The organism is Candidatus Accumulibacter contiguus (assembly GCF_012940005.1).
Lineage (GTDB): Bacteria > Pseudomonadota > Gammaproteobacteria > Burkholderiales > Rhodocyclaceae > Accumulibacter > Accumulibacter contiguus.
Window position 1 is genome coordinate 84,639 of the sequence record NZ_SPMX01000003.1, and the last position, 25,632, is coordinate 110,270.

General features: G+C 61.2%; 19 protein-coding genes and 3 pseudogenes. 8 read left to right on the forward strand and 14 right to left on the reverse strand.

The features are described from left to right. Positions 1-70 precede the first annotated feature (70 nt). The 3 genes and pseudogenes from E4Q08_RS01285 to ilvD form a co-directional block, all read right to left on the reverse strand. Positions 71-1,291, reverse strand: a complete 1,221-nt coding sequence (locus E4Q08_RS01285; RefSeq protein WP_034919115.1) for a branched-chain amino acid ABC transporter substrate-binding protein — start codon at positions 1,289-1,291, stop codon at positions 71-73. Between the two features lie 171 nt (positions 1,292-1,462). Further along, positions 1,463-1,774 carry a c-type cytochrome gene (locus E4Q08_RS01290; protein WP_034919112.1) on the reverse strand — a complete coding sequence of 104 codons (312 nt, stop codon included), beginning with the start codon at positions 1,772-1,774 and terminating at the stop codon, positions 1,463-1,465. 183 nt (positions 1,775-1,957) lie between these two features. Then, positions 1,958-3,815: pseudogene (gene ilvD, locus E4Q08_RS01295) on the reverse strand (dihydroxy-acid dehydratase). A gap of 83 nt (positions 3,816-3,898) precedes the next feature. Here ilvD and lgt point away from each other — a divergent pair. The 6 genes and pseudogenes from lgt (at position 3,899) to E4Q08_RS25545 (ending at position 13,304) form a co-directional block, all read left to right on the forward strand. Next, the gene (lgt, locus tag E4Q08_RS01300; RefSeq protein ID WP_169069056.1) at positions 3,899-4,696 is read left to right on the forward strand and encodes a prolipoprotein diacylglyceryl transferase; all 798 of its coding nucleotides are present in this window, start codon (positions 3,899-3,901) and stop codon (positions 4,694-4,696) included. Between the two features lie 38 nt (positions 4,697-4,734). Beyond that, positions 4,735-6,120, forward strand: coding sequence for a malonyl-CoA decarboxylase (locus E4Q08_RS01305; RefSeq protein ID WP_169069057.1), 1,386 nt, complete (start codon positions 4,735-4,737; stop codon positions 6,118-6,120). 54 nt (positions 6,121-6,174) lie between these two features. Beyond that, positions 6,175-6,648, forward strand: coding sequence for a VOC family protein (locus E4Q08_RS01310; RefSeq protein ID WP_034919104.1), 474 nt, complete (start codon positions 6,175-6,177; stop codon positions 6,646-6,648). A gap of 795 nt (positions 6,649-7,443) precedes the next feature. Next, positions 7,444-8,250, forward strand: a complete 807-nt coding sequence (gene ppk2, locus E4Q08_RS01315) for a polyphosphate kinase 2 (protein WP_211203271.1) — start codon at positions 7,444-7,446, stop codon at positions 8,248-8,250. A 531-nt stretch (positions 8,251-8,781) separates the two neighbouring features. Further along, positions 8,782-10,152 (forward strand): annotated as a pseudogene (locus tag E4Q08_RS25540) (chemotaxis protein CheB); the annotation flags it as partial. Between the two features lie 473 nt (positions 10,153-10,625). Next, complete coding sequence (locus E4Q08_RS25545) at positions 10,626-13,304, forward strand: EAL domain-containing protein (protein ID WP_308240025.1); 2,679 nt, start codon at positions 10,626-10,628, stop codon at positions 13,302-13,304. A gap of 5 nt (positions 13,305-13,309) precedes the next feature. On the opposite strand, the gene E4Q08_RS01340 is transcribed toward E4Q08_RS25545, so the two are convergent. The 10 genes and pseudogenes from E4Q08_RS01340 to ndk form a co-directional block, all read right to left on the reverse strand. Next, complete coding sequence (locus E4Q08_RS01340) at positions 13,310-13,843, reverse strand: low molecular weight protein-tyrosine-phosphatase (protein ID WP_169069060.1); 534 nt, start codon at positions 13,841-13,843, stop codon at positions 13,310-13,312. 284 nt (positions 13,844-14,127) lie between these two features. Then, on the reverse strand, positions 14,128-15,582 hold the full coding sequence (gene der, locus E4Q08_RS01345) for a ribosome biogenesis GTPase Der (RefSeq protein WP_034912315.1): 1,455 nt from the start codon (positions 15,580-15,582) through the stop codon (positions 14,128-14,130). Further along, the gene (gene bamB / locus E4Q08_RS01350) at positions 15,579-16,445 is read right to left on the reverse strand and encodes an outer membrane protein assembly factor BamB (protein WP_308240026.1); all 867 of its coding nucleotides are present in this window, start codon (positions 16,443-16,445) and stop codon (positions 15,579-15,581) included. Before bamB ends, der begins: the two co-directional genes overlap by 4 nt. Before the next feature lie 279 nt (positions 16,446-16,724). Then, positions 16,725-17,408, reverse strand: a complete 684-nt coding sequence (locus tag E4Q08_RS01355; protein ID WP_034912321.1) for a YfgM family protein — start codon at positions 17,406-17,408, stop codon at positions 16,725-16,727. Then, on the reverse strand, positions 17,408-18,703 hold the full coding sequence (gene hisS / locus E4Q08_RS01360; protein WP_034912323.1) for a histidine--tRNA ligase: 1,296 nt from the start codon (positions 18,701-18,703) through the stop codon (positions 17,408-17,410). The genes E4Q08_RS01355 and hisS overlap by 1 nt, the downstream gene beginning before the upstream one ends. Continuing rightward, positions 18,703-19,947 carry a flavodoxin-dependent (E)-4-hydroxy-3-methylbut-2-enyl-diphosphate synthase gene (gene ispG, locus E4Q08_RS01365; RefSeq protein WP_034912325.1) on the reverse strand — a complete coding sequence of 415 codons (1,245 nt, stop codon included), beginning with the start codon at positions 19,945-19,947 and terminating at the stop codon, positions 18,703-18,705. Before ispG ends, hisS begins: the two co-directional genes overlap by 1 nt. Before the next feature lie 25 nt (positions 19,948-19,972). Continuing rightward, positions 19,973-20,854: a helix-turn-helix domain-containing protein gene (locus E4Q08_RS01370; RefSeq protein ID WP_169069061.1), complete on the reverse strand. Its 882-nt coding sequence runs from the start codon at positions 20,852-20,854 to the stop codon at positions 19,973-19,975. 7 nt (positions 20,855-20,861) lie between these two features. Continuing rightward, a complete protein-coding gene (gene pilW, locus E4Q08_RS01375) occupies positions 20,862-21,665 on the reverse strand; it encodes a type IV pilus biogenesis/stability protein PilW (protein ID WP_034912336.1) in 804 nt (267 codons plus the stop codon). Beyond that, positions 21,662-22,781, reverse strand: a pseudogene (rlmN, locus tag E4Q08_RS01380) (dual-specificity RNA methyltransferase RlmN). The gene pilW and the pseudogene rlmN overlap by 4 nt, the downstream one beginning before the upstream one ends. Before the next feature lie 25 nt (positions 22,782-22,806). Continuing rightward, entirely contained in the window at positions 22,807-23,235 is a 429-nt protein-coding gene (gene ndk / locus E4Q08_RS01385) for a nucleoside-diphosphate kinase (protein WP_169069062.1), read from the reverse strand. A gap of 85 nt (positions 23,236-23,320) precedes the next feature. Between ndk and E4Q08_RS25280 the strand changes: the two genes are divergently transcribed. Both E4Q08_RS25280 and E4Q08_RS01395 read left to right on the forward strand, forming a co-directional pair. Next, complete coding sequence (locus E4Q08_RS25280; RefSeq protein ID WP_169069063.1) at positions 23,321-23,656, forward strand: gamma-glutamyltransferase; 336 nt, start codon at positions 23,321-23,323, stop codon at positions 23,654-23,656. Next, complete coding sequence (locus E4Q08_RS01395) at positions 23,586-24,887, forward strand: gamma-glutamyltransferase (protein ID WP_169069064.1); 1,302 nt, start codon at positions 23,586-23,588, stop codon at positions 24,885-24,887. Before E4Q08_RS25280 ends, E4Q08_RS01395 begins: the two co-directional genes overlap by 71 nt. 61 nt (positions 24,888-24,948) lie before the next feature. Here the strand turns inward: E4Q08_RS01395 and E4Q08_RS01400 are convergent, their stop codons facing one another. Next, positions 24,949-25,563, reverse strand: a complete 615-nt coding sequence (locus E4Q08_RS01400) for a Uma2 family endonuclease (protein WP_169069065.1) — start codon at positions 25,561-25,563, stop codon at positions 24,949-24,951. Positions 25,564-25,632 lie beyond the last annotated feature (69 nt).

Here is a 25,632-nt window from a genome sequence, read left to right on the forward strand (position 1 = left end):
CGGTTGATGCTGAGCGGATGCGGATGTCGGTGGGGAATGGCCGCAGCCATTCCCTCTCTAGCGGATGCCCTTACTTCGCGGGGGCACTACCACCTTCAGACTTCAGGGTGACGAGTTTGCCATCCTTGATCTCGAAAACCGTAATCGCGCCGTTCTTGATGTCGCCCTTCTCGTCGAACTCGATCTTGCCGGTCACGCCATCATAGGAGGTCTTGCCAACTTCCGGCAGATACTTGACCGGATCAGCCGAATTGGCGCGCTTCATGGCGTCGATCAGGACCATCACCGCATCATAGCTGTACGGCGAATAGATCTGGATCTGGCCATACTTCTTGGTGAAGTCTTCGAGGAACTTCTGGCCATTCGGGAGCTTTTCGGGGGGCAGACCGGCTTGTGAGCAGATCACGCCTTCGGAGGCCGGACCTGCGAGTTTGATCAGCTCGGGCGAGCAACCGCCATCGCCAGTGGTGAACTTGGCCTTGATGCCCAGTTCCTTCATCTGTTTGAGCATCGGACCACCGACCGCATCCATGCCGCCGAGGAAGACCACGTCGGGATTCTTGGCCTTGATCTTGGTCAGAATGGCCTTGAAGTCAGTCGCCTTGTCGTTGGTGAACTCGCGGGCGACAATGGTCGCACCGGCCGCCTTGGCGGCCTTCTCGACCTCATCCGCCAAACCCTGACCATAGGCCGTACGGTCGTCAATGATCGCCACCTTCTTGGCGCCCATGTCCTTGACCGCATAGGTACCGACCACCGAGCCCTGCTGGATGTCGTTGGCCATCACCCGGAAAGCAGTATTGAAGCCCTGCTGGGTGTACTTCGGATTGGTTGCCGACGGCGAAATCTGTGGCAGGCCGGCCTGGTTGTAGATGGCCGATGCCGGAATGGTGGTACCCGAGTTCAGGTGACCGACGACGCCGGCGACCTTGGCATCCACCAGTTTCTGGGCCACGACGGCACCGGTTTTCGGATCCGCCTGATCGTCCTCGCCGAGCAGTTCGAACTTGATGACCTTGCCATCGATCTCGACCTTTTTGGCATTGGCATCGTCGACGGCCATCCGGGCACCGTTTTCGTTGTCCTTGCCGAGGTGCGCAATCGGGCCGGTCAGCGGCGCGACGTGACCGATTTTCACGACCATCTCCGGCTTCGGTGCCGGCGCAGGGGCTGCAGCAGCCGGGGCTGGGGCAGGCGCAGCGGCCTTGGGCTCTTCCTTTTTCCCGCAACCAATGATCGCCATAGAGGCGGCCAGAACGACGAGTACACCAGGTATACGTACATGGTTCATAAATTTGATCTCCAATATTGTGTGCTTACCGGGCTAACGAACGGGCGATTGTCCAAGCACATCAGGACCTTGTCAACCGGCATATGATTTTTCGGCCGGCACGCCCTGCTCCCAAAGTGGGTCATCAAAACAAAAAACCGGCACGCCGCCGGTTTCTTCTTCATTCAACCATCACTTCTGGCTGAGGATCCACTTCACGAGTTTGGTCGCCTCATCGGGCGTGACGGACGGATTCGGCGGCATCGGTATCTCACCCCAGGCGCCCTTGCCGCCCTTGATGACTTTCGCAGCCAGCATCGCTTCATCCTTGGCCGTGTACTTCTTGGCCACGTCCTTGTATGACGGACCGACGACCTTCTTGTCGACCGCGTGACACGATAGACAGTTCTTCGACTTGGCTAGGGCTTCGGCGTCCTGAGCCTGGACAGCACCTGCAGACATCACGCCGGCAGCAGCCAGCAGGCACACGTAGATCGTTTTCATGCTTTTACTCCGTTCAGATAAAGGGTTTGCAACATTCCGATGATATTTCAGTTTGACCGGCTTGGAAAGCTTCTTGATCGGCCTATCGGCCTTTCCGATACCGTCAGCCAGCCTTACCCTCCATCAACGCATCGACAGCGCCAATCGTTGACCCTGCAAGAATCTGCCGTCGTGCACGCCTGCTCAGATCCGCTTCAACTGCCTCAGGTCGCGCACCGCTCCGGTCGCCGCCGAGGTGGCCATCAGCGCATAGGCCTGCAATGCCTGTGAAACGACCCGCCCGCGCTTGCACTGCGGGCGCCAGGCAGAATCGGCCCTGGCGTCCATCGCCGCGCGCCGCCTGGCCAGTTCGAAATCGGCAATGGCCAGATGAATGCAACGCCCGGGAATATCGATTTCGATCACGTCGCCTTCTTCAACCAGGCCGATCGCGCCACCTTCAGCGGCTTCCGGTGAAACATGCCCGATCGACAGCCCCGAGGTTCCTCCTGAAAAGCGGCCGTCGGTGAGCAACGCGCAGACCTTGCCCAAGCCTTTCGACTTCAGGTAAGACGTGGGGTAGAGCATTTCCTGCATACCCGGTCCGCCTTTCGGCCCTTCGTAGCGAATCACCACCACCTCGCCTGCCTTGATCTGGTCGCCGAGAATCGCCTGCACGGCATCGTCCTGACTCTCGAACACCCGCGCCTTGCCGGCAAACACCCAGATACTCTCATCCACACCGGCGGTTTTCACGATACAGCCGTCACTCGCGATATTGCCGTAGAGCACGGCCAGTCCGCCGTCCCGCGAATAGGCGTTGGCCTGGTTGCGAATGCAGCCGCGCGCGCGATCGAGATCGAGATCTGGATACCTCCGGTTCTGCGAGAAAGCCTTCTGCGTCGGAATGCCGCCCGGTGCCGCCTGGTAGAACTCGAACACCTGTGGGTCTTCTGTACGGATCACATCCCAGCGGTCGATCGCTTCCCCGAGTGTTCTTGCATGCACGGTCGGCACACCGCGATGCAGCAGACCGGCACGGTCGAGTTCGCCGAGAATCGCAAATATGCCGCCGGCTCGATGCACATCCTCCATATGATAATCGGGTGTCGCCGGAGCGACCTTGGCCAGACAGGGAACCTTGCGCGAGATACGGTCGATGTCGTCCATCGTGAAGTTCACACCCCCCTCCTGCGCAGCCGCCAGAATGTGCAACACGGTATTCGTCGAACCGCCCATCGACACATCCAGCGTCATCGCGTTCTCGAAGGCTGCGAAACTGCCGATGGCGCGCGGCAGCACCGAGACGTCGTCCTGCTCGTAATAGCGGCGGCAGAGTTCGACGATCTGGCGTCCCGCCTGCAGAAACAGCCCTCGACGGTCCGCATGGGTAGCCAGAAGACTGCCGTTGCCGGGCAGGGAAAAGCCGAGCGCCTCGGTCAGGCAGTTCATCGAGTTGGCGGTAAACATCCCCGAACACGAACCACAGGTCGGGCATGCCGAGCGTTCGAAGGTATCGACTTCCTCGTCTGAACAATTGCTGTCGCCGCCCTTGACCATCGCATCGACGAGGTCAACCGCAATCACCTTGCCACCCCATTTCACCTTGCCGGCTTCCATTGGACCACCGGAAACAAAGATCGTCGGAATGTTCACCCGCATCGCCGCCATCAGCATGCCGGGTGTGATCTTGTCGCAATTCGAGATGCACACCATCGCGTCGGCACAGTGCGCATTGACCATGTATTCGACGGAGTCGGCGATCAGATCGCGCGAGGGCAATGAATACAGCATGCCATCATGCCCCATGGCAATCCCCGTCGTCGATGGCGATGGTGTTGAACTCCTTGGCTACGCCACCGGCAGCCTCGATCTCGCGCGCCACCAACTGACCCAGATCCTTGAGGTGCACATGTCCGGGAACGAACTGCGTGAAGGAATTGACGACGGCGATGATCGGCTTGCCGAAATCGCCGTCCTGCATGCCAGTGGCACGCCAAAGGGCGCGCGCGCCAGCCATGTTGCGACCGTGCGTCGAAGTACGGGAACGATAGTGTGGCATTGCTGATCTCCAATCCGGAACACGCCCGAGGGTGGCGCGATATAATGCGAATTCTATCCGAAAGCCCCTGGGGTGTTCGTTCCGTGTTGATTCATCCGCAGTTCAACCCTGTCGCGCTTTCGCTCGGCCCGCTGAGTGTGCACTGGTACGGACTGATGTACCTCCTTGCCTTTCTCCAGTTCTGGGGGCTTGGCCGGCAGCGAATCCTCACCCATCCGCAACTTTCGCAAGCCGGCTGGACGGTACAACAACTCGATGACCTGCTGTTCTACGGCGTCCTTGGTGTGATCGCCGGTGGCCGTCTGGGCCAGGTTCTGTTCTACGAGCCGGGCTACTATCTCACGCAGCCACTGCAGATCTTCGCCATCTGGCGAGGAGGTATGTCGTTTCACGGTGGTTTTCTCGGTGTACTGCTCGCGATGTGGCTGTACGCGCGCAAAACTGGCAGGACGTGGCTCGAAATCACCGACTTCATCGCGCCGCTGGTGCCGCTCGGCCTGGCTGCCGGGCGAATCGGCAACTTTATCAACGGAGAGCTGTGGGGGCGTGCGGCTGATCCTTCCTTGCCATGGGCGATGGTTTTCCCCTGGGTGGACGATTTGCCGCGCCACCCCTCGCAGCTCTACCAGGCTGGACTCGAAGGCCTCGCCCTGTTTGTGGTCCTGTGGCTGTATTCAGGTCAGACGCGGGCACGCGGCGCCGTTTCCGGGGTCTTTCTCATCGGCTACGGGGTCCTGCGTTGGATCGCTGAGTATTTCCGGTCGCCGGATGAGGGAATCTTCGGATTTTCGTACACCGTCAGCATGGGGCAGTGGTTGTCGCTGCCGATGATTGTTGTCGGGATCATTTTTATCGTCATCGCGAATCGTCAGCACATCTGAGTTGACGCGTCGCTGACCGCGAGACGGAGGAGAAAGAAATGGCAGAAGGGATGGTAGTGCGGGGGCTGCGCCGCGTGCGTACGCTACTCGCTGACGGTGGTGCTGCGCGCAGCCTGGATGGCAAACAACTGGTACGCATTCGTGGTCTGCTTCATGAATGCGCCAGCGGCATCGGTGGTGAGGTTTCGGCAAGGCAGCGTGCCGGCCGTCTCGCGGAAACCTATTTGCGTCTCAACGACGAGGGGCGCGCCAGCTTTCTGAGAATCGTTGCGACCGAATTCGGTCCCGACCCGCAGCTGGTCGCCAAGGCGCATGCGGACTATCAGGCGGCAATTGGCAGCGACGCACAGTGGACTGCCGAGTCCGCCCTGCGCAACGCCATGCGCTCGTCTCGCCTGCGCATCCTGACGCAATTCAACACCCTCTCACACGGCGTCAAGTTCCTGGTCGACCTGCGTGCCGATCTGCTGCGCTTTGTCGAAAAGGATGTCGCCCTGCGTTCGCTGGATCGCGAACTCGAATCCCGGCTGGGTGCCTGGTTTGACGTCGGCTTCCTGGAACTGCAGCGCATCACCTGGAGTTCACCGGCAGCACTGCTCGAAAAACTGATCGAGTATGAGGCGGTACACCAGATCCGTTCCTGGAGTGATCTCAAGAACCGCCTCGATTCCGACCGTCGCTGCTACGCCTTCTTTCATCCACGCATGCCGATGGAGCCGCTGATCTTCGTCGAGGTGGCGCTGACCGAACATCTCGCCGACAATGTGCAAACACTCCTCGACGAACATGCACCGGTATTCGATGCGCACAGGGCAAACACAGCGATCTTCTATTCGATTTCGAACACCCAGGTCGGCCTGCGTGGCGTTTCGTTCGGTAATTTCCTGCTCAAGCGGGTTGTGGACGATCTGAAACGCGATTACCCGCGCCTCGTCAACTTTGCCACCCTCTCTCCCCTGCCCTCGTTCCGGCACTGGGCCGAGAAGAACCCGGAGTCCTGGCCGCATGCTTTCAGCGCCGCCGACCTCGAACGGATCAAACGCCATTTGACGCCGGAAATGCCGCAACCGGCCAACGCCAGCGAGCTTGCAAAGCTGCTTGCCGACGCACGCTGGATGAATGACGCGCGCCTGGCACGTGCCCTGCAACATGGCCTGCTGCGCCTGGCCGCACGCTACCTGCTGACCACCGGCAAGGGCGGGCGGCCTTACGACCCGGTTGCACGCTTTCACCTGGGCAATGGCGCGCGCATCGAACGTCTCAACTATCTGGCCGATACCTCGGCACGCGGCCAGCAGCAGTCGTATGGTCTGATGGTGAATTATCTTTACGACCCTGATACTATCGAAGCGAACGTCGAAGCCTTTTCGCGTAGCGGCGAGATTGCTGCCGCTGCTGCCATACGTCGTTCTGCCCGCGACTGAGATTGCACATCAGAAATATCCCCTTTTTTCATCCTGCCAAGAGAAAGAACATCCATGAATCCACGTCCCTTCAAAGTCCTCGGTATCCAGCAAATCGCCATCGGCGGCCCCGACAAGCTCAAGCTGCGTCAACTCTGGGTTGACATGCTCGGTCTCGAAATCACCGGCAACTTCGTCAGCGAGCGCGAAAACGTTGATGAAGACATTGTCGCAATGGGCAAAGGACCGTTCAAGGTCGAAGTTGATCTGATGCAACCGGTCGACCCTGACAAGAAACCGGCCGTGCATGCCACGCCGCTGAATCACGTCGGTCTCTGGATCGACGACCTGCCAAAGGCGGTTGAATGGCTTGCTGCCAACGGCGTTCGCTTCGCGCCGGGCGGAATCCGCAAGGGTGCCGCCGGCTTCGACATCACCTTTCTGCATCCGAAGGCGAGTGCCGAGTTTCCGATCGCCGGTGAAGGCGTGCTGATCGAAATGGTACAGGCACCGCCAGAAGTGATCGAAGCCTTCGCCAAACTCGGCTGAGAACAGGCACACTGCCCGGAACCGGCAGCCCTCGGCAAGGGGCCTGACCGACCATTCGCTCGCGCAGATACTTCATTGGACGGGCAGTCAGGCGCTGCCCGTCCGCTTGGCGCATTCTGCTCAAATTGCCACTGCATAGATCCCGCACTCCTGGCTCTGGCTTACGCCATGACGCCACCGACAGGCGCCTGCATCACAAGCGTTCGGCACGACGCTCGCTTGCCGCAAGCCATGTGCGCCAAACACCGCTGCCAGTTTGCCTGATGAGCCTCGATGGATTGCACGTTTTGTGCACCGGATTGTTCTTTTTTGCGCAGAAAAGAACGATAATTGTCGGCCCGGGAAACTCCCGCGCAACGAGGAGTAGAACCATGCCAACAATTCGAGTCCACAGTAGAACTCGGCTCGTTCGTTCACCGAGCCCTGATCCGGCTGGGCAAGCCGTGGGCGGCCTGCGCCGTGGGACGTCGTCCGTGACCGCATCCCCGGCCACGAGACGTTTCATCCCTTACCAGTTTTCGCCACACCAAGGAGGCACCAATGAGTGAAGTCAAAACCGCACAAGAAGAAGTCGAACCCGAAGCCACCAATACGGAACATGGGACCACGGAGCAGGCAGCCTCTCCGCCAGCCGCTGCAGTCAAAATAGTGGCGCCCAAGGCGCCTGCGAAAACAGAAGCAAAGAGCGTCGAACCGAAGACGGTGGCAAAACCCGTCAAAATCAAGAATCAAAAGGCGCCAAGAGGGAAAGCGGTAGAACCGAAGGTGGTAAGTACCCCCCCAGGCAAGGTCAATCTGAACGAAAGCGCGCACAACACTCGCAAGCCGGCGCTCAGGACCAAGGATTACGAAGAAACGCTGTCGAAGCTGCAGATCGAACTCGTCAAACTGCAGGAGTGGATCAAGTTCAAGAAACTGAAAGTCGTCGTCCTTTTTGAAGGGCGCGATGCAGCCGGCAAGGGCGGTACGATCAAGCGTATCACCGAGAGCCTCAGTCCGCGCGTCACCCGCGTTGCCGCATTGCCTGCACCGACCGACCGTGAGCAGACGCAGTGGTATTTCCAGCGCTACGTACAGCACCTTCCCGCCGGCGGCGAAATGGTCCTGTTCGATCGCAGCTGGTACAACCGTGCCGGTGTCGAACGGGTCATGGGCTTTTGTACCGAAGAAGAATACCGGGAGTTTCTGCGTACCTGCCCCGAATTCGAGCGGATGCTCGTCCGCAGCGGCATCATCCTGATCAAGTACTGGTTCTCGGTCAGTAACGAAGAGCAGGAACGCCGATTCCAGAAGCGCATCTTTCATCCGGAAAAGCACTGGAAGCTCAGCCCGATGGATCTCGAGTCGCGTGCGCGCTGGGTCGAATACTCCAAAGCCAAGGACGCCATGTTCGCGCACACCGACATCAAACAGGCACCCTGGTATGTTGTCGACGGCGACGACAAGAAACGCGCCCGTTTGAACGTCATCACGCATCTGCTGAACATGATCGACTACGAGGACCTCACGCCAGAGCCGATCGTCCTGCCGCCCCGTCAGGACGAGGGTGGCTATGTGCGCCCGCCGATCTCCGACCAGACCTTCATTCCGGAAGTGTACTGAGGTACTGAGACACCGAAAACCCCGCGCTCGCGGGGTCTTGACTTTGAACGAGCCTCTGTTCCATCGCCGAACCAGCGCCCTGCCGCTAGGCCAGCCCTCTGGTAGTAAGCGACCGCATATCCCTGCTCATTGACCCTGGTCACGCCGACCCCTTCGCCACAGGATCGTTCTGGCCGGGGGCGTGGCCACCTGCTCGACAGCCCCCAAACCGATCCGTCCTTGGCCGAAGCGCAGACTTCCTCACCCGGAGTCATCGGCGCGATGTATTTCGAGCATCGCGCAACTCCTTTCAGAATCGGAATACAATTCGTTGCCGCTTGGCTGCACCACACCCCTTGCCGCAAAGTACGCCGTGGCATGGACTGGAACCTGAGGACGACTGCACGGGTCAACTGGCAGGTTTGGTCGTCGTCGGCGGCACAATATGAATTGGACAAGTCAAGATGAGTACCGTCAACGCAGAAGAACCCGAAAAAAAAACGCTCGGTCTCTAGAAAGCCTCTTGCCACAGCAAAACCGATTGGCGACGCAGTGTATCCCTTCAGGTCCGACGAGCGGCCGTTCATCGTCGGGATCGGAGCCTCGGCCGGTGGCCTGGAAGCGCTGAGTCTGCTCTTGCCGAGCCTGCCAAAGAATCTTGGGCTGACTTACGTCGTCGTGCAACACCTGTCGCCGACCTACCGCAGCATGATGGCGCAGTTGCTGGGTCGCGAAACGACGATGCCGGTCCGGGACATCGAGGACGGAATGTTGCCCGAAGCAAATACGGTCTATATCACGCCACCGAATCGCAATCTGACGCTGCTAGCGGGTCACTTCCGGCTCGTCGAACCCACCAAGGAATCAATGCCCAAGCCATCGGTCAACCGTTTCTTCGCCTCACTGGCCGAGGAAGTCGGCGAATCAACGATCGGCATCATCCTGTCCGGCACCGGCTCTGACGGTGCGGCGGGAATCCACGCGATCAAGGCGGCGGGCGGTTTCACCTTTTCCCAGGATCCCGAAACCGCCAAGTATAACGGCATGCCCCAGTCAGCAATCGATACCGGCAGCGTGGATTGGATTCTACCGCCCGAGACGATGGGCGCCGAGATCAGTCTGATTGTCCTCAACCGCGGACTGATCCCGGTGGCCACGCAGGCGGCAAGTGCCCCGGCAACGCTCAAGACACTGCTCGGCAAGGTACGCAGCCGCACCAAGGTCGATTTCTCGCAGTACAAGGAACCGACCTTGTGGCGACGGATCGAGCGGCGAATGGCGGCAAACCATGTCAGTACGCTACAGGATTACCTGCAGGTGGTCGACGACACGCCGGTCGAACTCGACCGGCTGTGCAAGGACATCCTGATCTCGGTCACCGCCTTCTTTCGGGACAGCGATGCCTTTGCCCGCCTCGACAAGGTGGTTGGCGACATTCTCGCCAACAAACAGCCCGGTGACGACATCCGCGTCTGGACCGCGGGCTGCGCCACCGGCGAGGAAGCGTATTCGCTGGCCATCCTGTTTTCCGAACGTCTGGGAGCTTCCTTCGATCAGTACCGACTGCAGATCTTCGCCACCGACATCGACCTCGACGCGATGGCTCTGGCACGGCGCGGCGTCTTTGCTGCCGCCAGTCTGGCACACATGGATCGCAGTCGCATCCGCGCCCATTTCACGCCACACGGTGACCGCTACGAGATCAACAAGAACCTGCGTGACGTGGTCATCTTTGCCCGTCAGGATCTGGTGCAGGATCCGCCATTCTTACGCCTCGACCTGATCAGTTGCCGTAATGTGCTGATTTATTTCCAGAGTGAGTTGCAGGCCCGGCTGCTGTCGGTGTTCCATTACGCGCTCAATCCGGGCGCCTACCTGTTCCTCGGCAAGTCCGAGGGGATTTTCCAGCAGGAGGCGCTGTTCGGCGTGGTTGACAAGGAAGGGCGCCTGTACCGCCGGCACGGGGTCGCTGCCCGACTGCCGCTGCTACGTTCCGAGATGGCCATTCCGGCCGCCGGTCTGAACCAGCATCTGAGGCCGGCCAAACCTACCACCCCGCTGGGTTTCGAGAACATCCTGCTCGAGGCGGCTGGGCGGTATTTCATCCCGACCAGCATCCTGATCAACGGCAAGTTCGAAATTCGCCACATTCACGGTGACGCCAGCCGGCTGCTCAATGTTTCGCCCGGCAAACCGGCTTTTGACCTGATCTCGCTGATCCGTCGCGAGCTGCGCACCGAGGTGCAGGTGCTGATGCGACAGGCACAGGTCAAGCAGACTGTGGCGCACGGGCGGCCACGGCACATCAAGGCGCTCGACCCGAATCGTGGCGTCCGTCTTTCGGTGCACCCGGTTCTGGCTCCCGGCAACGAAACGCTGTTCATGGTCTGTATCGAGTGGATTCCGGCGCGGCCGGCAAGAATACCATCGAGGACAGCAACAACGTCACGGACAAGGAACTCGAAGACGAACTGGCAGCAACGCGCGAACATCTGCAGACGCTGGTCGAGGAACTCGAGACCTCGAACGAGGAAATGCAGGCGCTCAATGAGGAGATCCAGGCCTCGAATGAGGAAATGCAGGCATCGAACGAAGAACTCGAGGCGTCGAACGAGGAACTGCAATCGACCAACGAAGAGCTGGCGACGGTCAATGAGGAATTGCAGATCAAGACCGCGGAAACACAGGAACTCAATATCGAACTGGAATGTATCCAGAACAGCGTTGACTACCCCTTGCTGGTGCTTGATCAGAAATCCGCCCTGCAGCGCTTCAACAGCGCAGCCGCACGGCTGTTCAGGCTCGGCGCAGCGCAAATTGGTCGGCATCTGCGCGATCTGGCGCTGCCGGACATGCCCGATCTGGTCACCGATAGTCAGCAGGTAATCGACACGCAGAACGCCCTCGACCGCCAGATCGTCAACGCCAACCGGCGTCACTATGCGCTGCACATCGCACCGCTGTTGCGCGACGCGCAGCGCAGCGCCGGCGTGATCCTGCTGTTTGCCGACAATACCAGCCTCTACGAAATCGAACGTTCGGCACGCGAAACACAGGTCAGGTTGCTCGCGGTGATGAACAACTCGGTCTCGCTGATGGCGGTCAAGGACGCCACTGGTCGCTACCAGTTTGCCAACCCCAGGTTCGAACAGACTTTCGGCTTCGCCACCGGGCAGGCCATCGGCAAGACCGATCTGCAGCTCTTTCCCGACGCTGTATCGAAGATCTTCCGCGAGAGCGAACTCGAAGCGATGCGTCTGCGCAAGGAGATCGAACGTGAAGAAACCCTGCCTCTGGCTGGTGGCGATCACCACTTCCTGGCGGTTCGCTTTCCGCTCTTCGACAACGACGGGGCGATCACCGGACTCTGCTTCCAGGCCACCGACATCACCGCCCGCAAGCGCGCGGAGGAAAGTTTGCGGCTGGCAGCGATGGTCTTCGATCGCGCTTCCGAAGGCGTCATGGTGACCGATACCGAGCAATGTATCCTGACCGTCAATGACGCCTTCACGACCCTCACCGGGTTCACCCGCCAGGAGGTCGTCGGCAGGAAGCCCAGCCTTCTGCGATCCGAAAAGACGCCGCCCGAGCTCTACGTCGAAATGTGGGAGCGGGTCAATCGTCTAGGCGTCTGGCAGGGCGAGATCTGGAATCGCCGCAAGAACGGCGAGGCTTTCCTTGAATGGTTGTCGATCAATACCGTCAAGGACAAAAGCGGCAAGGTGGTCAACTACGTCGGCATGTTCAGCGACATTACCACGGTGCGCGAGTCGCAGCAGCGCGTCGAGTATCTGGCAACCCACGATGAACTGACCGGACTGCCCAACCGGGCATTGTTCAATGACCGCCTGCATCTCGCTCTGGCACGTGCCGAGCGATCACGCGAGAGTATCGGCGTGGTGTTCATCGATCTCGACAACTTCAAGGTGGTCAACGACACCCTCGGTCATGCCACCGGCGACAAATTGCTCAAGCAGGCGGCGCTGCGCCTGCTCGACTGCGTGCGCGCAGAAGACACGGTGGCACGCCTGGGCGGCGACGAGTTCGTGGTCCTGCTCGAAACCGCCGATCGCCACGAAGCGACGCTGACCGCTGAGCGTTTGCTGAGCACCTTGAGTGCCAGCTATCAGTTCGACGAGCACGAATGCTTCATCAGTGCCAGCATCGGGCTGAGCATGTTCCCGGAAGATGCTACCGATGCCAGTGCCTTGATGCGCAATGCCGACTCGGCGATGTATCGCGCCAAGGATCACGGCAAGAATGCCTTTCGCTTTTTCACCGCCGACCTGGCCCATCTGGCGACACGGCGCCTGGCGCTGGAAACGGGATTGCGCCGCGCCATCGAAAACGCCGAGCTGCTCATTCATTACCAGCCGCAGGTCAACCTCGAAAGCTATCGCGTCGTTGGTGCCGAAGCACTGTTGCGCTGGCAATACAACGGTGAAGTCGTGGATCCGGTGGTATTCATTCCGGTCGCCGAACAAAGCAACCTGATCGTGGCCATCGACGAATGGGTGCTTGGCGAGGCTTGTCGTCAGATCGCCGAGTGGGACCAGGCAGGGCTGCCGGCAGTACGCATCAGTGTCAACATCTCGGCTCGGCATTTCCGCAAGGAAGGCATGGCTGCCGACCTGATGCGGATCGTCAATGCACATGGCGTCTCACCGCAACGGCTGTGCATCGAGATCACTGAAGGGGTGTTGATGGACTTCGAGCGTGCCCAGCGCATGCTGGCCGAACTCGTGGCTTTCGGTCTGATGATCAGCATCGATGACTTTGGTACCGGCTTTTCCTCCTTGTCGTACCTCAAGCGCTTCCCGATCCACGAACTCAAGATCGCGCGCGGCTTCGTCGACGGCATATCGAGCAATGCCGATGACCGCGCAATTGGTTCGGCGATCATTGCGTTGGCGCGCCACCTCGGGATGAGCGTTGTCGCCGAGGGCGTCGAAATGGCCGATCAGCATGCCCAACTCGACGCTTCCGGCTGCCACAGCGGCCAGGGTTATCTCTATGCCCGACCGCTGTCGCCAGAAGACTTTGCCGAGTGGCTGCGCGCACGCAACACGCCCTGATTCATTCAGTTCGTGCCGTTACCTTGGGCGGACTCATCTCTATCCTCAACACCTGGATTGTCCTCATCCATGAGTCGCTGCTCAAGGCTTTCGAGCAGCCCACTGGCGGCATCCTCGATCATGTCGAGCACCAGGTCGAAGCCATGCCCAAGACCATAGTAGGGATCAGGAACTTCATCGTCGTCGAAGTTCTTTGAATAGCTCATCAGCAATCCCAAACGGTCATGTTTGTCCGGGGGACAGATGCGTTTCAGCACCGCGAGGTTGTTGTGGTCCATCGCCAGAATCAGGTCAAAGTACTCGAGATCCTGCGCCGCCACCTTGCGCGCGCGCATGTCGGACAGATTGTACTGACGAACCGCCGCGGCACGCTGCGTCCGTTGATCCGGTGCCTCACCCGCGTGATAGCCGTGCGTCCCTGCCGAATCGACCTCGATCCTGTCTTCGAGGTTCCGTTGACGAAGAAGGTGGCGGAAAACGCCCTCGGCCGTTGGCGAGCGACAAATGTTCCCCATGCAAACAAATAAGACCTTGATCACCGTCCTTTTTCCAAATTCCAGATACGTTTGTTCCCAGCCTCAGATCGACTCGTCCAGAACCGGCAGCCACAGGTCTGTCGCGCAGATCACTGCTCCCTGCAGCAAACAACGATCATCGCCCGCTACCCGACCCATTGGCTTGCGCCGGTGGCATGCTGCCGACGCGGTCGAGGCCTTCATCATCCGTCGAAAAGGCCACCATTGCAACCTTGTGCCAGCATTTCAGGGGATTTGGCGGATGCCGCCGCTTCCCGACACGCGGCTTGTCTCTTCGCAGCCTCCCATCAATGGGGCCGGGATGGCGGCTTCGATCCGGCTTTCCGGCCAGGTACTGGGCGTGTTTCTTTTCTGGCCGCAGTACTTCTGGGCGCCGGCATCTCGGTCGGCTTGGGCTTGCGCCGGTTCTGTTCGGGAGCTGGCTTGTCGGCATAAGGGTTAGTCGAGACATTGAACTGGATTTGCAGCGGTGTCCCCTGCAACTGGAAAACCTCCCGGAAGGTATGCTCGAGGTAGCGTCGATAGGAATCCGGGATCTTGTCGAGGGCATTGCCGTGAATCACGATCAGCGGCGGGTTCCTGCCACCCTGGTGCGCATAGCGCAGCTTCGGCCGGAACAGGCCGCTGCGCGGCGGCGCCTGTCGAGCCACCGCATCGATCAGCGCACGCGTCAGTTTGGGTGTCGGCAGATCGGCAGTAGCCGCCTGGTAGGCGGCATCCACTGAGCGGAAAAGCGCTTCGAGACCCTGCGCCTTGAGCGCCGATACGTAGTGGAAGCGGGCGAAATCGATGAACGACAACTGGCTTTCGAGAGCACTCTTGATCTGCTCGCGAACGTAGGCATCGAGTCCATCCCATTTGTTCACGGCAACCACCAGCGCACGCCCGGATTCGCGGATAAAGCCGCCGATGTGCGCATCCTGGTCGGAGATGTCCTGACGTGCGTCTACCACCAGAATCACTACCTGCGCGTCCTCGATCGCCTGCAGCGTCTTGATCACCGAAAACTTCTCGATGGCCTCGAAAACCTTGCCGCGGCGGCGCAGGCCAGCGGTGTCGATGAGCGTATACCGGCGGCCACCGCGCTCGAAATCGACTTCGATGGCGTCGCGAGTCGTTCCTGGCTGATCGAAGGCGATGACCCTTTCTTCGCCGAGCAGCGCGTTGATCATCGTGCTCTTGCCGACATTCGGGCGGCCGACGATGGCGACCTTGACCACATCACTGTCGATGTAGCCTTCCGGCGGCTCCTCATACGGGGCGAGCGCCTCCTCGATCAGCGTCCTTACCCCCTCGCCATGCGCCGCCGAGATCGCAAAAGGTTCACCGAGACCGAGTTCGTGGAAATCTGCGACGACGAGCCCGTGGCTCATGCCTTCGGCCTTGTTCACGGCGACCAGTACCGAACGGCCGGATTTGCGCAGGCGGTTGGCAATTTCCCTGTCGAGGAGGGTGATTCCGCTACGACCGTCGACCACGAAAACCACGACGTCGGCCTCAAAGATCGCCTGCTCGGTCTGGCGCGCCATCTGGTACATGATGCCATCTTTGGCGAGCGGCTCGAAACCGCCGGTGTCGATCACCAGATAGGGTTTGTTTCCGAGTCGGCCATGACCGTAATGACGGTCACGCGTGAGACCGGGGAGATCGGCAACCAGGGCGTCGCGAGTCCTGGTCAGGCGGTTGAAAAGCGTTGATTTGCCGACATTGGGTCGCCCGACGAGAACCACGCTCGGCTTCATTGGATCTCGATCGCCAGCACGCGCCCGCTGGCTGTTTGCACGACCAGGTGGATCCCCTGTCGCTGCAGGGGCGAACGCACCGCGCTGCCATCGGTCTGCTGGCGCGCCGCGAATGAACCATCGTCGCGATTCAGAAAATGGACGACACCCTTGACATCCGCCACGGCGATCAGATTGCGCATCGGAAACGGCGCCGTCAGCCGTCGCAGGAAGAGCTTGTCCTGCTTCCAGAGGCTGGCACCGCTGGCCTTGTCGAGCGCATGCACGGCACCCTTGTCGTCGGAAACGTACACGTAACGGCTGTCGATCGCCACGCCGGCAGCGCTCGAAATATCGCGTGACCAGATCAGGTTGCCGGTCCCCAGGTCGAAACAAGCAACGCGCCCCTGGAAAGCAGCCGCACAGATCATGCGTCCATCAATGACCGGGACACTGGTGACATCGGCAACACGGTCGAGTTCGGTGGCCCCTTTCGGCAAGGCGACCGTCCCCTCCCACAGCGGCGCGCCGTTTTCTGCGCTCACCGCAATCAGCTTGCCGCCGGGAAATCCGGCAAAGACATACTTATCGATCAGCACCGGGCCGGCCGCCACACGCAAGGACAGCGGCGTGCTGGGACGTTGATAGACCCATTTACGCCTGCCGTCGAACGAGTCATAGGCAGCCAGGCGATGGTCGCCACTGCGCACGATCACCAGGCCCGAGCCCACCGCCGGCGGCGCAACGATCTCGCTGCTGGCGCGGGCTTTCCACAACAGGCTGCCGTCGGCTGTGGCAAAAGCGAACAACTCGCCCTTGGCGGTGCCGACCACGAGCATCCGCTGATCTGCGCCGACCCCCCCCCGAGAGCGGCTTCCCGGCATTGATTTTCCAGACCTGCTGGCCCTCGTCGAGGCGAACGACCGTACCGTCCATGGCCGCCGCGTAGACCGAGGAATCGACCACAGCGGGAACGAAAGTATGGTCGCCGGCCTTGCCGACATCTGCCGACCACAGCACTTGCAGCGCATCAGTCGGCTCGATCGCCTGTAGTTCAGCCATCTTCGGCCCACTCGGGCCCGAAAAGGGATTCAAGGCATCGAGCGTCGAACAAGCGCCCAGGAACAGCGACAGCCCTGCCGCCACGAGCAGGGGGTATCTCATCAGCTCGACTCCCCAAGTGCATCCAGCTTCTGCTGCAGCGCTTCACGATAGGCGGCATTGGCCTGGCGGTCCTGCAGCGTATTTTTTCCCTTGCCGCTCGGGTCGGTCTCATCCAGCTTGGCCAGCGCGGTCCGATAAGCCGCACGCGCCTCGGCGGTCTTGCCCTGAGCGTCGAGAATGTCGCCGCGCGTATCCTGGAAACGGACTGTGAAGCCGGCACTCGGCGCGCCATCAAGCTGCTTGAGCGCCTCATCGTAGGCCTGCTCGTCGAGCAGCACGCTGGCCAGACGCAAACGCGCGAGATCCCGCAGTTCATCCTTGCCGTGTTCCACCACCCAGAGCAACTGCAGCTTGGCGGTTTTTGCATCGCCGGCAGCAAACGTCGCCTTGGCGGCCATCAAGGCGGCCAGGGGCGCGTACGCGGTTCCCGGGAATTTCTCGAGCAATTCTCCACTCGCCGCCTTGATGCGCTGCGCGTCGTTTTCGAGAACGGCCTTCTGCATGACGCTGTAAACCAGCGAAGCCTGTGCCGCCTGATTGCGCTGATACCAGTTCCAGCCCTGCCAGCCGACCACGCAGATCGAGGCAGCGGTCACGATGCCGGCCAGCAGATTACCGTACTGCTGCCACCACGCCTTCATTTCGGCGATTTGTTCCTGCTCTTCGAGATCGTAAGTTGCCATTACGAGTCTTCCCCATTCAAAATGGAAGCCATGATCGTGTCGGCGAGGTCGTCGACACGCACCCGCGTCTGTTCATTCGGCTGCTCGCCAAGCGGGCGCAGCGGCTTGAGAGTCACCTCGCCGACCCTGGCCTCGTCATCGCCGATGATCACGGCAAAGGCCGCGCCCGAAGCGTCGGCTTTCTTCATCTGCGTCTTGAAGCTGCCGCCGCCACAATGGAAAAGGACATCGATGCCGCGGTCGCGCAGTCTCTCGGCGACGCGCGCCGCGAGACGCGAAGCGGCACTGCCCTGATGCACGACATAGACATCGACGGCCGCAGCCCTGGCTTCGCCACCGGCTTCACGAATCAGCGCCAACAGCCGCTCGACACCCATTGCAAAACCGCAGGCCGGTGCCGGCTTGCCGCCGAGCTGCTGCACCAGACCGTCGTAACGACCACCGGCACAGACAGTCCCTTGCGCGCCGAGGCGGTCAGTGATCCACTCGAAAACCGTCAGATTGTAATAGTCGAGACCGCGCACCAGGCGCGGATTGATCTGGAACGGCAAACCGGCGTCGCGCAGCACCTGCTGTACGCCCTCGAAATGCGCCAGCGACTCGGCACCCAGGTGATCGATCAGTTGTGGTGCCCCGATGATGAGGTCGTGCAAAGCCGGGTTCTTGCTGTCGAGGATGCGTAGCGGATTGCTGTGCAGGCGCCGCCGGCCATCGTCATCAAGCGCTTCGCTGTGCCGCTCGAAGTAGCTGATCAACTCGGCGCGATGACTGGCTCGTTCCGAGGATTGGCCAAGCGTGTTGAGCTGCAGGGTGATGCCATCGAGACCGAGGTCGTCCCAGAGGCGGGCACCCATCAGGATCTGTTCGGCATCGATATCCGGACCGGGGAAACCCAGCGCTTCGACACCGACCTGGTGAAACTGGCGGTAGCGTCCTTTCTGTGGCCGCTCGTGCCGGAACATCTGGCCCAGATAGTAAAGCCGCTGCGGTTGCTGCGCGATCAGGTTGTGCTGGATGACGGCACGCACGCAGCCAGCGGTACCTTCGGGACGCAGCGTCAGAGGCTCGCCATTGAGACTATCGACAAAGGAGTACATCTCCTTCTCGACGATGTCGGTCACTTCACCGATGGCGCGCTTGAACAGCGGTGTCGGTTCGACGATCGGCAGGCGTAACGGGCGGTAGCCGTAACTCTTGAGCCACGAGCGGATGGTTTCCTCGAACAGGTCCCAGAATTCGGCCTCGTCCGGCAGGATGTCGTTCATCCCGCGTACCGACTGGATCTTTGCAATCATCATTGGCCTGCGGACTTTCTCTGATACGTGCGAGCCACATAAGCATCGACGATATGGGTGAATTCCTCGGCGATATGCTCGCCGCGCAGGGTGACGGTCTTGGTACCGTCCTCGAACACCGGCGCTGCCGGCACTTCGCCGGTACCCGGCAGGCTGATGCCGATGTTGGCATGCTTGCTCTCGCCCGGCCCGTTGACCACGCAACCCATCACTGCCAGGGTCATATTCTCGACGCCGTCATAGTCGGTCCGCCACTGCGGCATGCGTTGGCGAACGTGCTCCTGAATCGACTGCGCGAGTTCCTGAAAAAAGGTACTGGTCGTCCGCCCACAACCCGGACAGGCGACGACCATCGGGGTGAACGCCCGCAAGCCCATGGTCTGCAACAGTTCCTGCGCGACGATCACTTCCTGGGTGCGTTTGCCGCCGGGTTCAGGGGTCAGCGAGACGCGGATGGTATCACCGATGCCTTCCTGAAGCAGCACCGCCATCGCCGCCGTCGACGCGACGATGCCTTTGGAGCCCATACCGGCTTCGGTCAGGCCGAGGTGCAGAGGATAGTCACAACGGCGCGACAACTCGCGATAGATGGCAACCAAATCCTGCACGCCGGAAACCTTGCAAGAGAGGATGATGCGTTCCCCCGGCAGACCGATGGCTTCAGCGCGTGCGGCTGATTCGAGCGCCGAGGCAACCATTGCTTCGCGCATCACTTCGACTGCATCGCGCGGGTCGGGGCGACGGGCGTTCTCGTCCATGATGCGCGCCAGCAGATCCTGATCGAGGCTTCCCCAGTTCACCCCGATACGCACCGGTTTGTCATACCGGCAGGCAATCTCGATCATCTGCGCGAATTGCTCATCGCGCTTGCGGCCGTGTCCGACATTGCCCGGGTTGATGCGATATTTGGCCAGCACTTCGGCACACGCCGGATGTTCGGCGAGCAGGCGATGACCGTTATAGTGAAAATCGCCGATCAACGGTACGTCGACACCCATGCGGTCGAGGTGGGCGCGGATCGCCGCCACGGCTGCCGCAGCTTCGGGGGTATTGACGGTGATGCGCACCAGTTCCGAGCCGGCGCGCGCCAGTTCTGCGCATTGAATCGCCGTCCTGACGACGTCGACGGTATCGGTGTTGGTCATCGACTGGACGACCACCGGCGACTCACCTCCCACCGTGATCTGGCCAACCCTGACCGGACGCGTGCGCCGACGTACTGTACCAGGCAATGGATGGCTCACGGCTCGTGCCCTGGCCGGCACCGGCTCATTCGACGGTCAGCCGGGCGACGTCGCCCTTGCTGCGCGGTGAGAGCTCGATCATCCGGCCCTGGTACTCGACCGTCACCTGCGTTGCGTTGCCCACCACCAACGAGTACGGCGGCTGCCCCACGACCTCCCGCTTACTACCGGCCGGGCTCAACTCGGCAAAGATGATCTGGTTGCGGCCATCGCGAACCTCGACCCAGGCGGGTTGCGCGAAACTCAGCCGCAGACCAAGGCCGCTGCCCGGCGCGTCTGCAAGCACCGTCGCATTCGGTGTCGACAGTACCGTCACCGATTCGCCGGCCGCGGCGGGCGGTGGAGCAAGCGTTGTGGCAGCCGGCTGTTGGACAGGCGCATCACGGGCGAGCAGCGCCGTCAGTTTTCCCTGCCAGAAGTCCGCCGGGGCATAGAAATAGGCCAACACCGCCAGCCCCAACAGCAACAAGCCAGCCAATACGGCAAGATAATCGCGGCGCTGCACGCGCCGGCTGCTGGTATTCGGCAGGCTGGCGGTGGTTCCGGCTGACACCTCAAGCTGCGCTTTTTGCTGCAGCTGTGCGGCATCCAGCCCGTGCATCAGGACATCGGCGTCGAGATTGAGCAGGCGCGCATAGTTACGGACGAAGCCGCGGATCATCGTGTTGCCGGGCAATGACGCCCAATCCTCGGCCTCGATCGCTGCCACCTGCCGAGGACCCAGCTTGAGCGACTGCGCCACCTCGGCCAGGCTCATGTTTCTGGCCTCGCGGGCGGAACGTAATTGCTGGCCGACGCTACCGCTCACGGGTGCCAGCACTTCGCCGCTCTCCCCCTGCTCGCGGGACGGTTCCGCCACTGGCAGCTCGGGCGCTGCCGGCGTTGGGAATCGGGAAGGTTCACTCATTCTTCACTCATTCGAAGTTGCCTCTCAGCAGTTCCTGCGCCTCGGGCGAGAGCGGAAATTTTCGCCGCAACTGACTGCCGTACCTGGCTTCAGCGACACGCTCACCGAGTCGGCGCTCGACTCGCACGCCCAGCCACAATGCCTCGGCACTTGGCTCGGTCCTGCGCAACAGATCCGAGAGCTGCTGCTTGGCCAGCTCCAGATAACCGCGTTGGTAATTGATTCTGGCCAGTTGCAGCAAGGCCTGCGGGTTATTCGGCGCGATGTGCAGGCTCTGCTGAATATAGTTCTCGGCAACCGCAAGGTCTCCAAGTTTGGCGTAACAGGCGCCAGCGTTCAGATAAGCCTTCTCGGGGGTCTCATAGAGCGGGTTCTTGATCGCTTGCTGAAAGAACGTGATCGCTTCCTTCTCCCGCCCCACCTGGCACAGGAACCAGCCGTAATTATTGTTGATCTCGGGGTCGTTGGCGTCGATGCTCAAGGCTCGACGAAAGTCCTGGTCGGCAGCCTGCATCTCGCGTATCCGGAAGCCCGCCAGGCCGCGTGTCGCATAAGCCTTGGCATAGTCGGGGTCGATGTCGATGGCAATGGTCAGCTCTTCAAGAGCCACCGCCAGATTGCCATCCTGGAGATAGAGCGAACCCAGCTCGGTATGCAGTTTGGCGCGCGTGCGAGCGTCGCGAGGCTTGGTCGGGGTACGCGAGTCGGCCGCCTCTTCGGCCTCCTTCTGCCTGGTCGCCTGCGAGACGCCTGTCGATGAACAGGCAGCGAGGCACAGACAGGCAACAATCGCCAAGGCCGTCTTCCTCAACTGCAGACCTCCTGACGATCGAGGTGGATAGCGAAGCTTCGCCGACCCGTCCGCTGCGTTCTGTCGAGAACCTGCCCGGCCAGTTGACCACAGGCGGCATCAATGTCGTCACCGCGCGTCTTGCGGGTGGTGGTCACGACTCCGGCGTCGATCAGCAACTCGGCAAAACGCCGAATGCGTGTCGCTGGCGAACGCCGATAGGGCGAGCCCGGAAAGGGATTGAAGGGAATCAGGTTGAATTTGCACGGTACGTCGCGCGTCAGGGTCAGCAACTCACGCGCCTGCGCATCGGCGTCATTGATCCCGTCGAGCATGACATACTCGAAGGTCACAAAGTCACGCGGTGCTTTCTCGAGGTAGCGCCGACAGGCGGCCAGCAGCTCACGCAGGGGGTATTTCCGGTTGATCGGCACCAGTTCATCGCGCAGGCGATCATTCGGTGCGTGCAGGGAGACCGCCAGCGCTACCGCGCATTCGTCGCGCAGACGATCCATCGCCGGCACCAGACCCGAGGTGGATACCGTGACCCGGCGGCGCGACAGGCCATAGGCATGGTCATCAAGCATCAGGCGCAGTGCTGTCACCGTATTGTCGAGGTTGGCCAGCGGCTCGCCCATGCCCATCAGTACGACATTGCTGATCACCCGCTCGGACAGCCCCTCCTGCTCCTGGCAAGCACCCAGCACCTGCCTGGCCTGCCATAACTGACCAATGATCTCGGCCACCGTCAGATTGCGATTGAAACCCTGTTTGCCGGTCGAGCAGAACGAACAGTCGAGCGCGCAGCCGGCCTGCGTTGAAATGCACAGCGTTCCCCGATCAAGCTCGGGGATATAGACGGATTCGACGGCGTTCCCGCCACCGACATCAAACAGGAACTTGCGCGTTCCGTCGCCCGCGACCCGGTCGGCAATGAGCACGGGCGGCACCACCACCGCCAGGGTCTTCAGTTTCTCGCGCAGACTCTTGGCAATGTCGGTCATGGCGTCGAAATCACGCTGCCCGAAGCGATGCAGCCAGCGCAGCAGCTGCCTGGCGCGAAACGGCTTTTCACCATTCTCGGCGAAAAAAAGCCGTCAGGCTGGCGGCATCAAGATCGAGAAGATTGACCGTCATCTGAGCGTGTTGCCCCGCCCCCGCCCTAGCGGCCGGAATAGACGTTCATCGCCGGGAAGAAGAAGGCGATTTCCACCTTCGCCGTATCCTCGCCGTCGGAACCATGAACGGCGTTGGCGTCGATCGACTCGGCGAAATCGGCGCGGATCGTTCCCGGATCGGCCTTTTTCGGATCCGTCGCCCCCATCAGTTCGCGGTTCTTGGTGATCGCATTCTCGCCCTCAAGAACCTGGATCATCACCGGGCCGGAAATCATGAAGGAAACCAGATCGTTGAAGAAAGGACGCTCCTTATGGACGGCGTAGAAGGCGCCAGCTTCCTGCGGCGACAGCCAGACCAGTTTGGCAGCGATGACCTTCAGGCCATTCGTCTCAAAACGGGAGTAGATCTTGCCGATCACATTCTTCGCAACGGCGTCGGGTTTGATGATGGAAAGGGTACGTTCGATGGCCATGAGTCATTCTCCAAAGGCAGGTAAATCAACAAAAACAACGACAAATCATATCGGTAGACACATAACCTTACATTATACTCTGACCATGAGCATTCGTGGAGTGATCGCGGCTTCCGAGCCGCATACGGCACTGGCCGGAGCGCGTCTACTGCGCCGCGGCGGCAACGCGGTCGACGCGATCGTCGCCGCCAAGTTCGCCGCCACCGTCACCGAGTTGCCTCTGACCTCGCTCGGCGGCGGCGGTGCCTGTATCTGGGGAGACGCCAGGGACGGCTACGAAGTCCTCGATTTTTTTTGCTGTCGCGCCGGGGCGTGGCCTCGAAGCGTTTCCAGAACTGGACTTTGCGCCGGTGACCATCGATTTCGGCCAGACCAAGCAGGTCTTTCACATCGGCAGAGCGGCGGCAGCGGTTCCCGGTGAACTGGTCGGCCTGCTTGAATTGCACCGGCGCGCCGGCCGCCTGCCCTTGCGTGAGGTCGTAGCGCCGGCAGCAGCCTGGGCGCGCGATGGATTCCTGGTCAGCCCGCAGATCGCGATGATTATCGGCCTGATCGCGCCGATCGCCAAATCGTCGCCATCGGCAGCATCTCTGTTCCTCGCTGGCGGACGCCTGCCGCAAGCCGGGGATCGCCTGGCCAACCCCGACCTCGGCGATTTTCTGCAGGCACTTGGCGAAGGCGATCCGGAAACCCTGGTCGCCACATATTGGGCTTCGCTGGTCGAACACTTCGGCCCTGCACATGGCGGGCTGATGACCACGCAGGATGTTGCCGCCTACTCGCCAGTCGTGCGCGAACCGCTGCGTGTCCCCTATGGCCCCTACAGTGTGTTGACCAACCCGCCGCCGGCCGCCGGCGGTGGCCTGATCGGCGCCGGGCTACGCATCGCCGAGAGCCTTGGCATCGGCCACGAGGCGTTTCTCTCACGCGATCATCAACTCGCAGTGGCGGCGATACTGGCAACCGTATCGCAGATTCGCCAGTCGGGTTACGACCACCGACTGCATGCCGACCCGGCGTCGATCCGTGCCCTGGTTGCCGGCGACGGCATCCCGGCCTGGGTCGAGTGGGCACGAGCGCGCGCTGACGAGAACCCGCTCGGCGCGACCACGCATATCTCGGTGATCGACGCCGAGGGCATGGCCGCGGCAATGACCACCAGCAACGGCGAAGGTTGCGGCCACGTCCTACCGGGACTGGGAATCCACGTCAACAATTTCCTCGGCGAAGACGACATCAACCCGGTCGGCTTCCATCGACTGGCAGCGGGAAGCTGGATGAGCACGATGATGTCACCAACGATCGTCGTCGCCGGCGATCGGCCGTGTTTTGCCCTCGGCAGCGGTGGGTCGAACCGGATTCGCAGCGCCATCCTGCAGGCGCTGCTCAATCTGCTGGCCTATCGACGCCCGCTCGACGAAGCGCTGAACGCCGCCCGCCTGCATGTCGAAGGCAGCAAGCTGTGGTTCGAGAACGTCGGCCTCGCAACGGCTACGGCTGACGCCCTGCAGCAGGCCTGGCCGGCAGCGACCCGTTTCGACTCGACGAGCATGTTTTTCGGCGGGGTCAACGGCGTCGCCAGCGCCAACGGTCGTCTGTCTGGCGCCGGTGACCGCAGACGTGGCGGCGTCGTGGTGGTCGCCGAGGCATAGCCGGATTCAGCGGACCTTGATCTCGAAGACCGGACGCGTTTTCCACGTAGTAAAGTCATCGTCAAGGGTGCTGATCGACCGGCGCGGCGGAGTGATCCGGTAGCTTGTCCAGAACCGCCTGCCAACGAATGACGATTTCAGGGAAGATGGCCGGCGACCGTTCTCCGGCCATCTCGACGATTTCCGGGCCGCCGTAGAGTCCGTCCTTCAGCGTGTAGAGGGTAATGACGCGGTCGACCGGGTGAACGAGCCAGTATTCGCGGACACCGGCGCGTTCGTACAGGGAGCGTTTGGTCAGGTGGTCGTGGCGGGCGGTGGCCGGGGAGAGAACCTCGATGATCCAGTCCGGGGCGCCGCGGATATGGTTTTCGGTGACCTTGGCCGGGTCGCAGACCACCAGAATATCGGGCTGGACGACGGTCGTCACCTGCTCGTCAGCTTCGTTCGCTGCCGGCAACAGGACGTCGACCGGAGCGATCAGGGCGCGGCAGGGGGTGCCATCCAGGGCTTGATCGATCTGTCGGAAAAGCTGACCAGTCAGAATTTGGTGGCTGATCGTCGGTGCCGGCGCCATCGCGTAAGCTACGCCGTCGATCAGTTCCCAGCGTTCATCATCGGGCCACTGCCGGTAGTCGGCATAGGTAAAGCGGTGTCCCGTGGCTCTCGGCAAAGCCATGCTATTGACTCCGGCAGTGCACACCTTGGCATTGTGCCTTGAGGTCTGCCCGCAAGGCAAGCGAAAGAG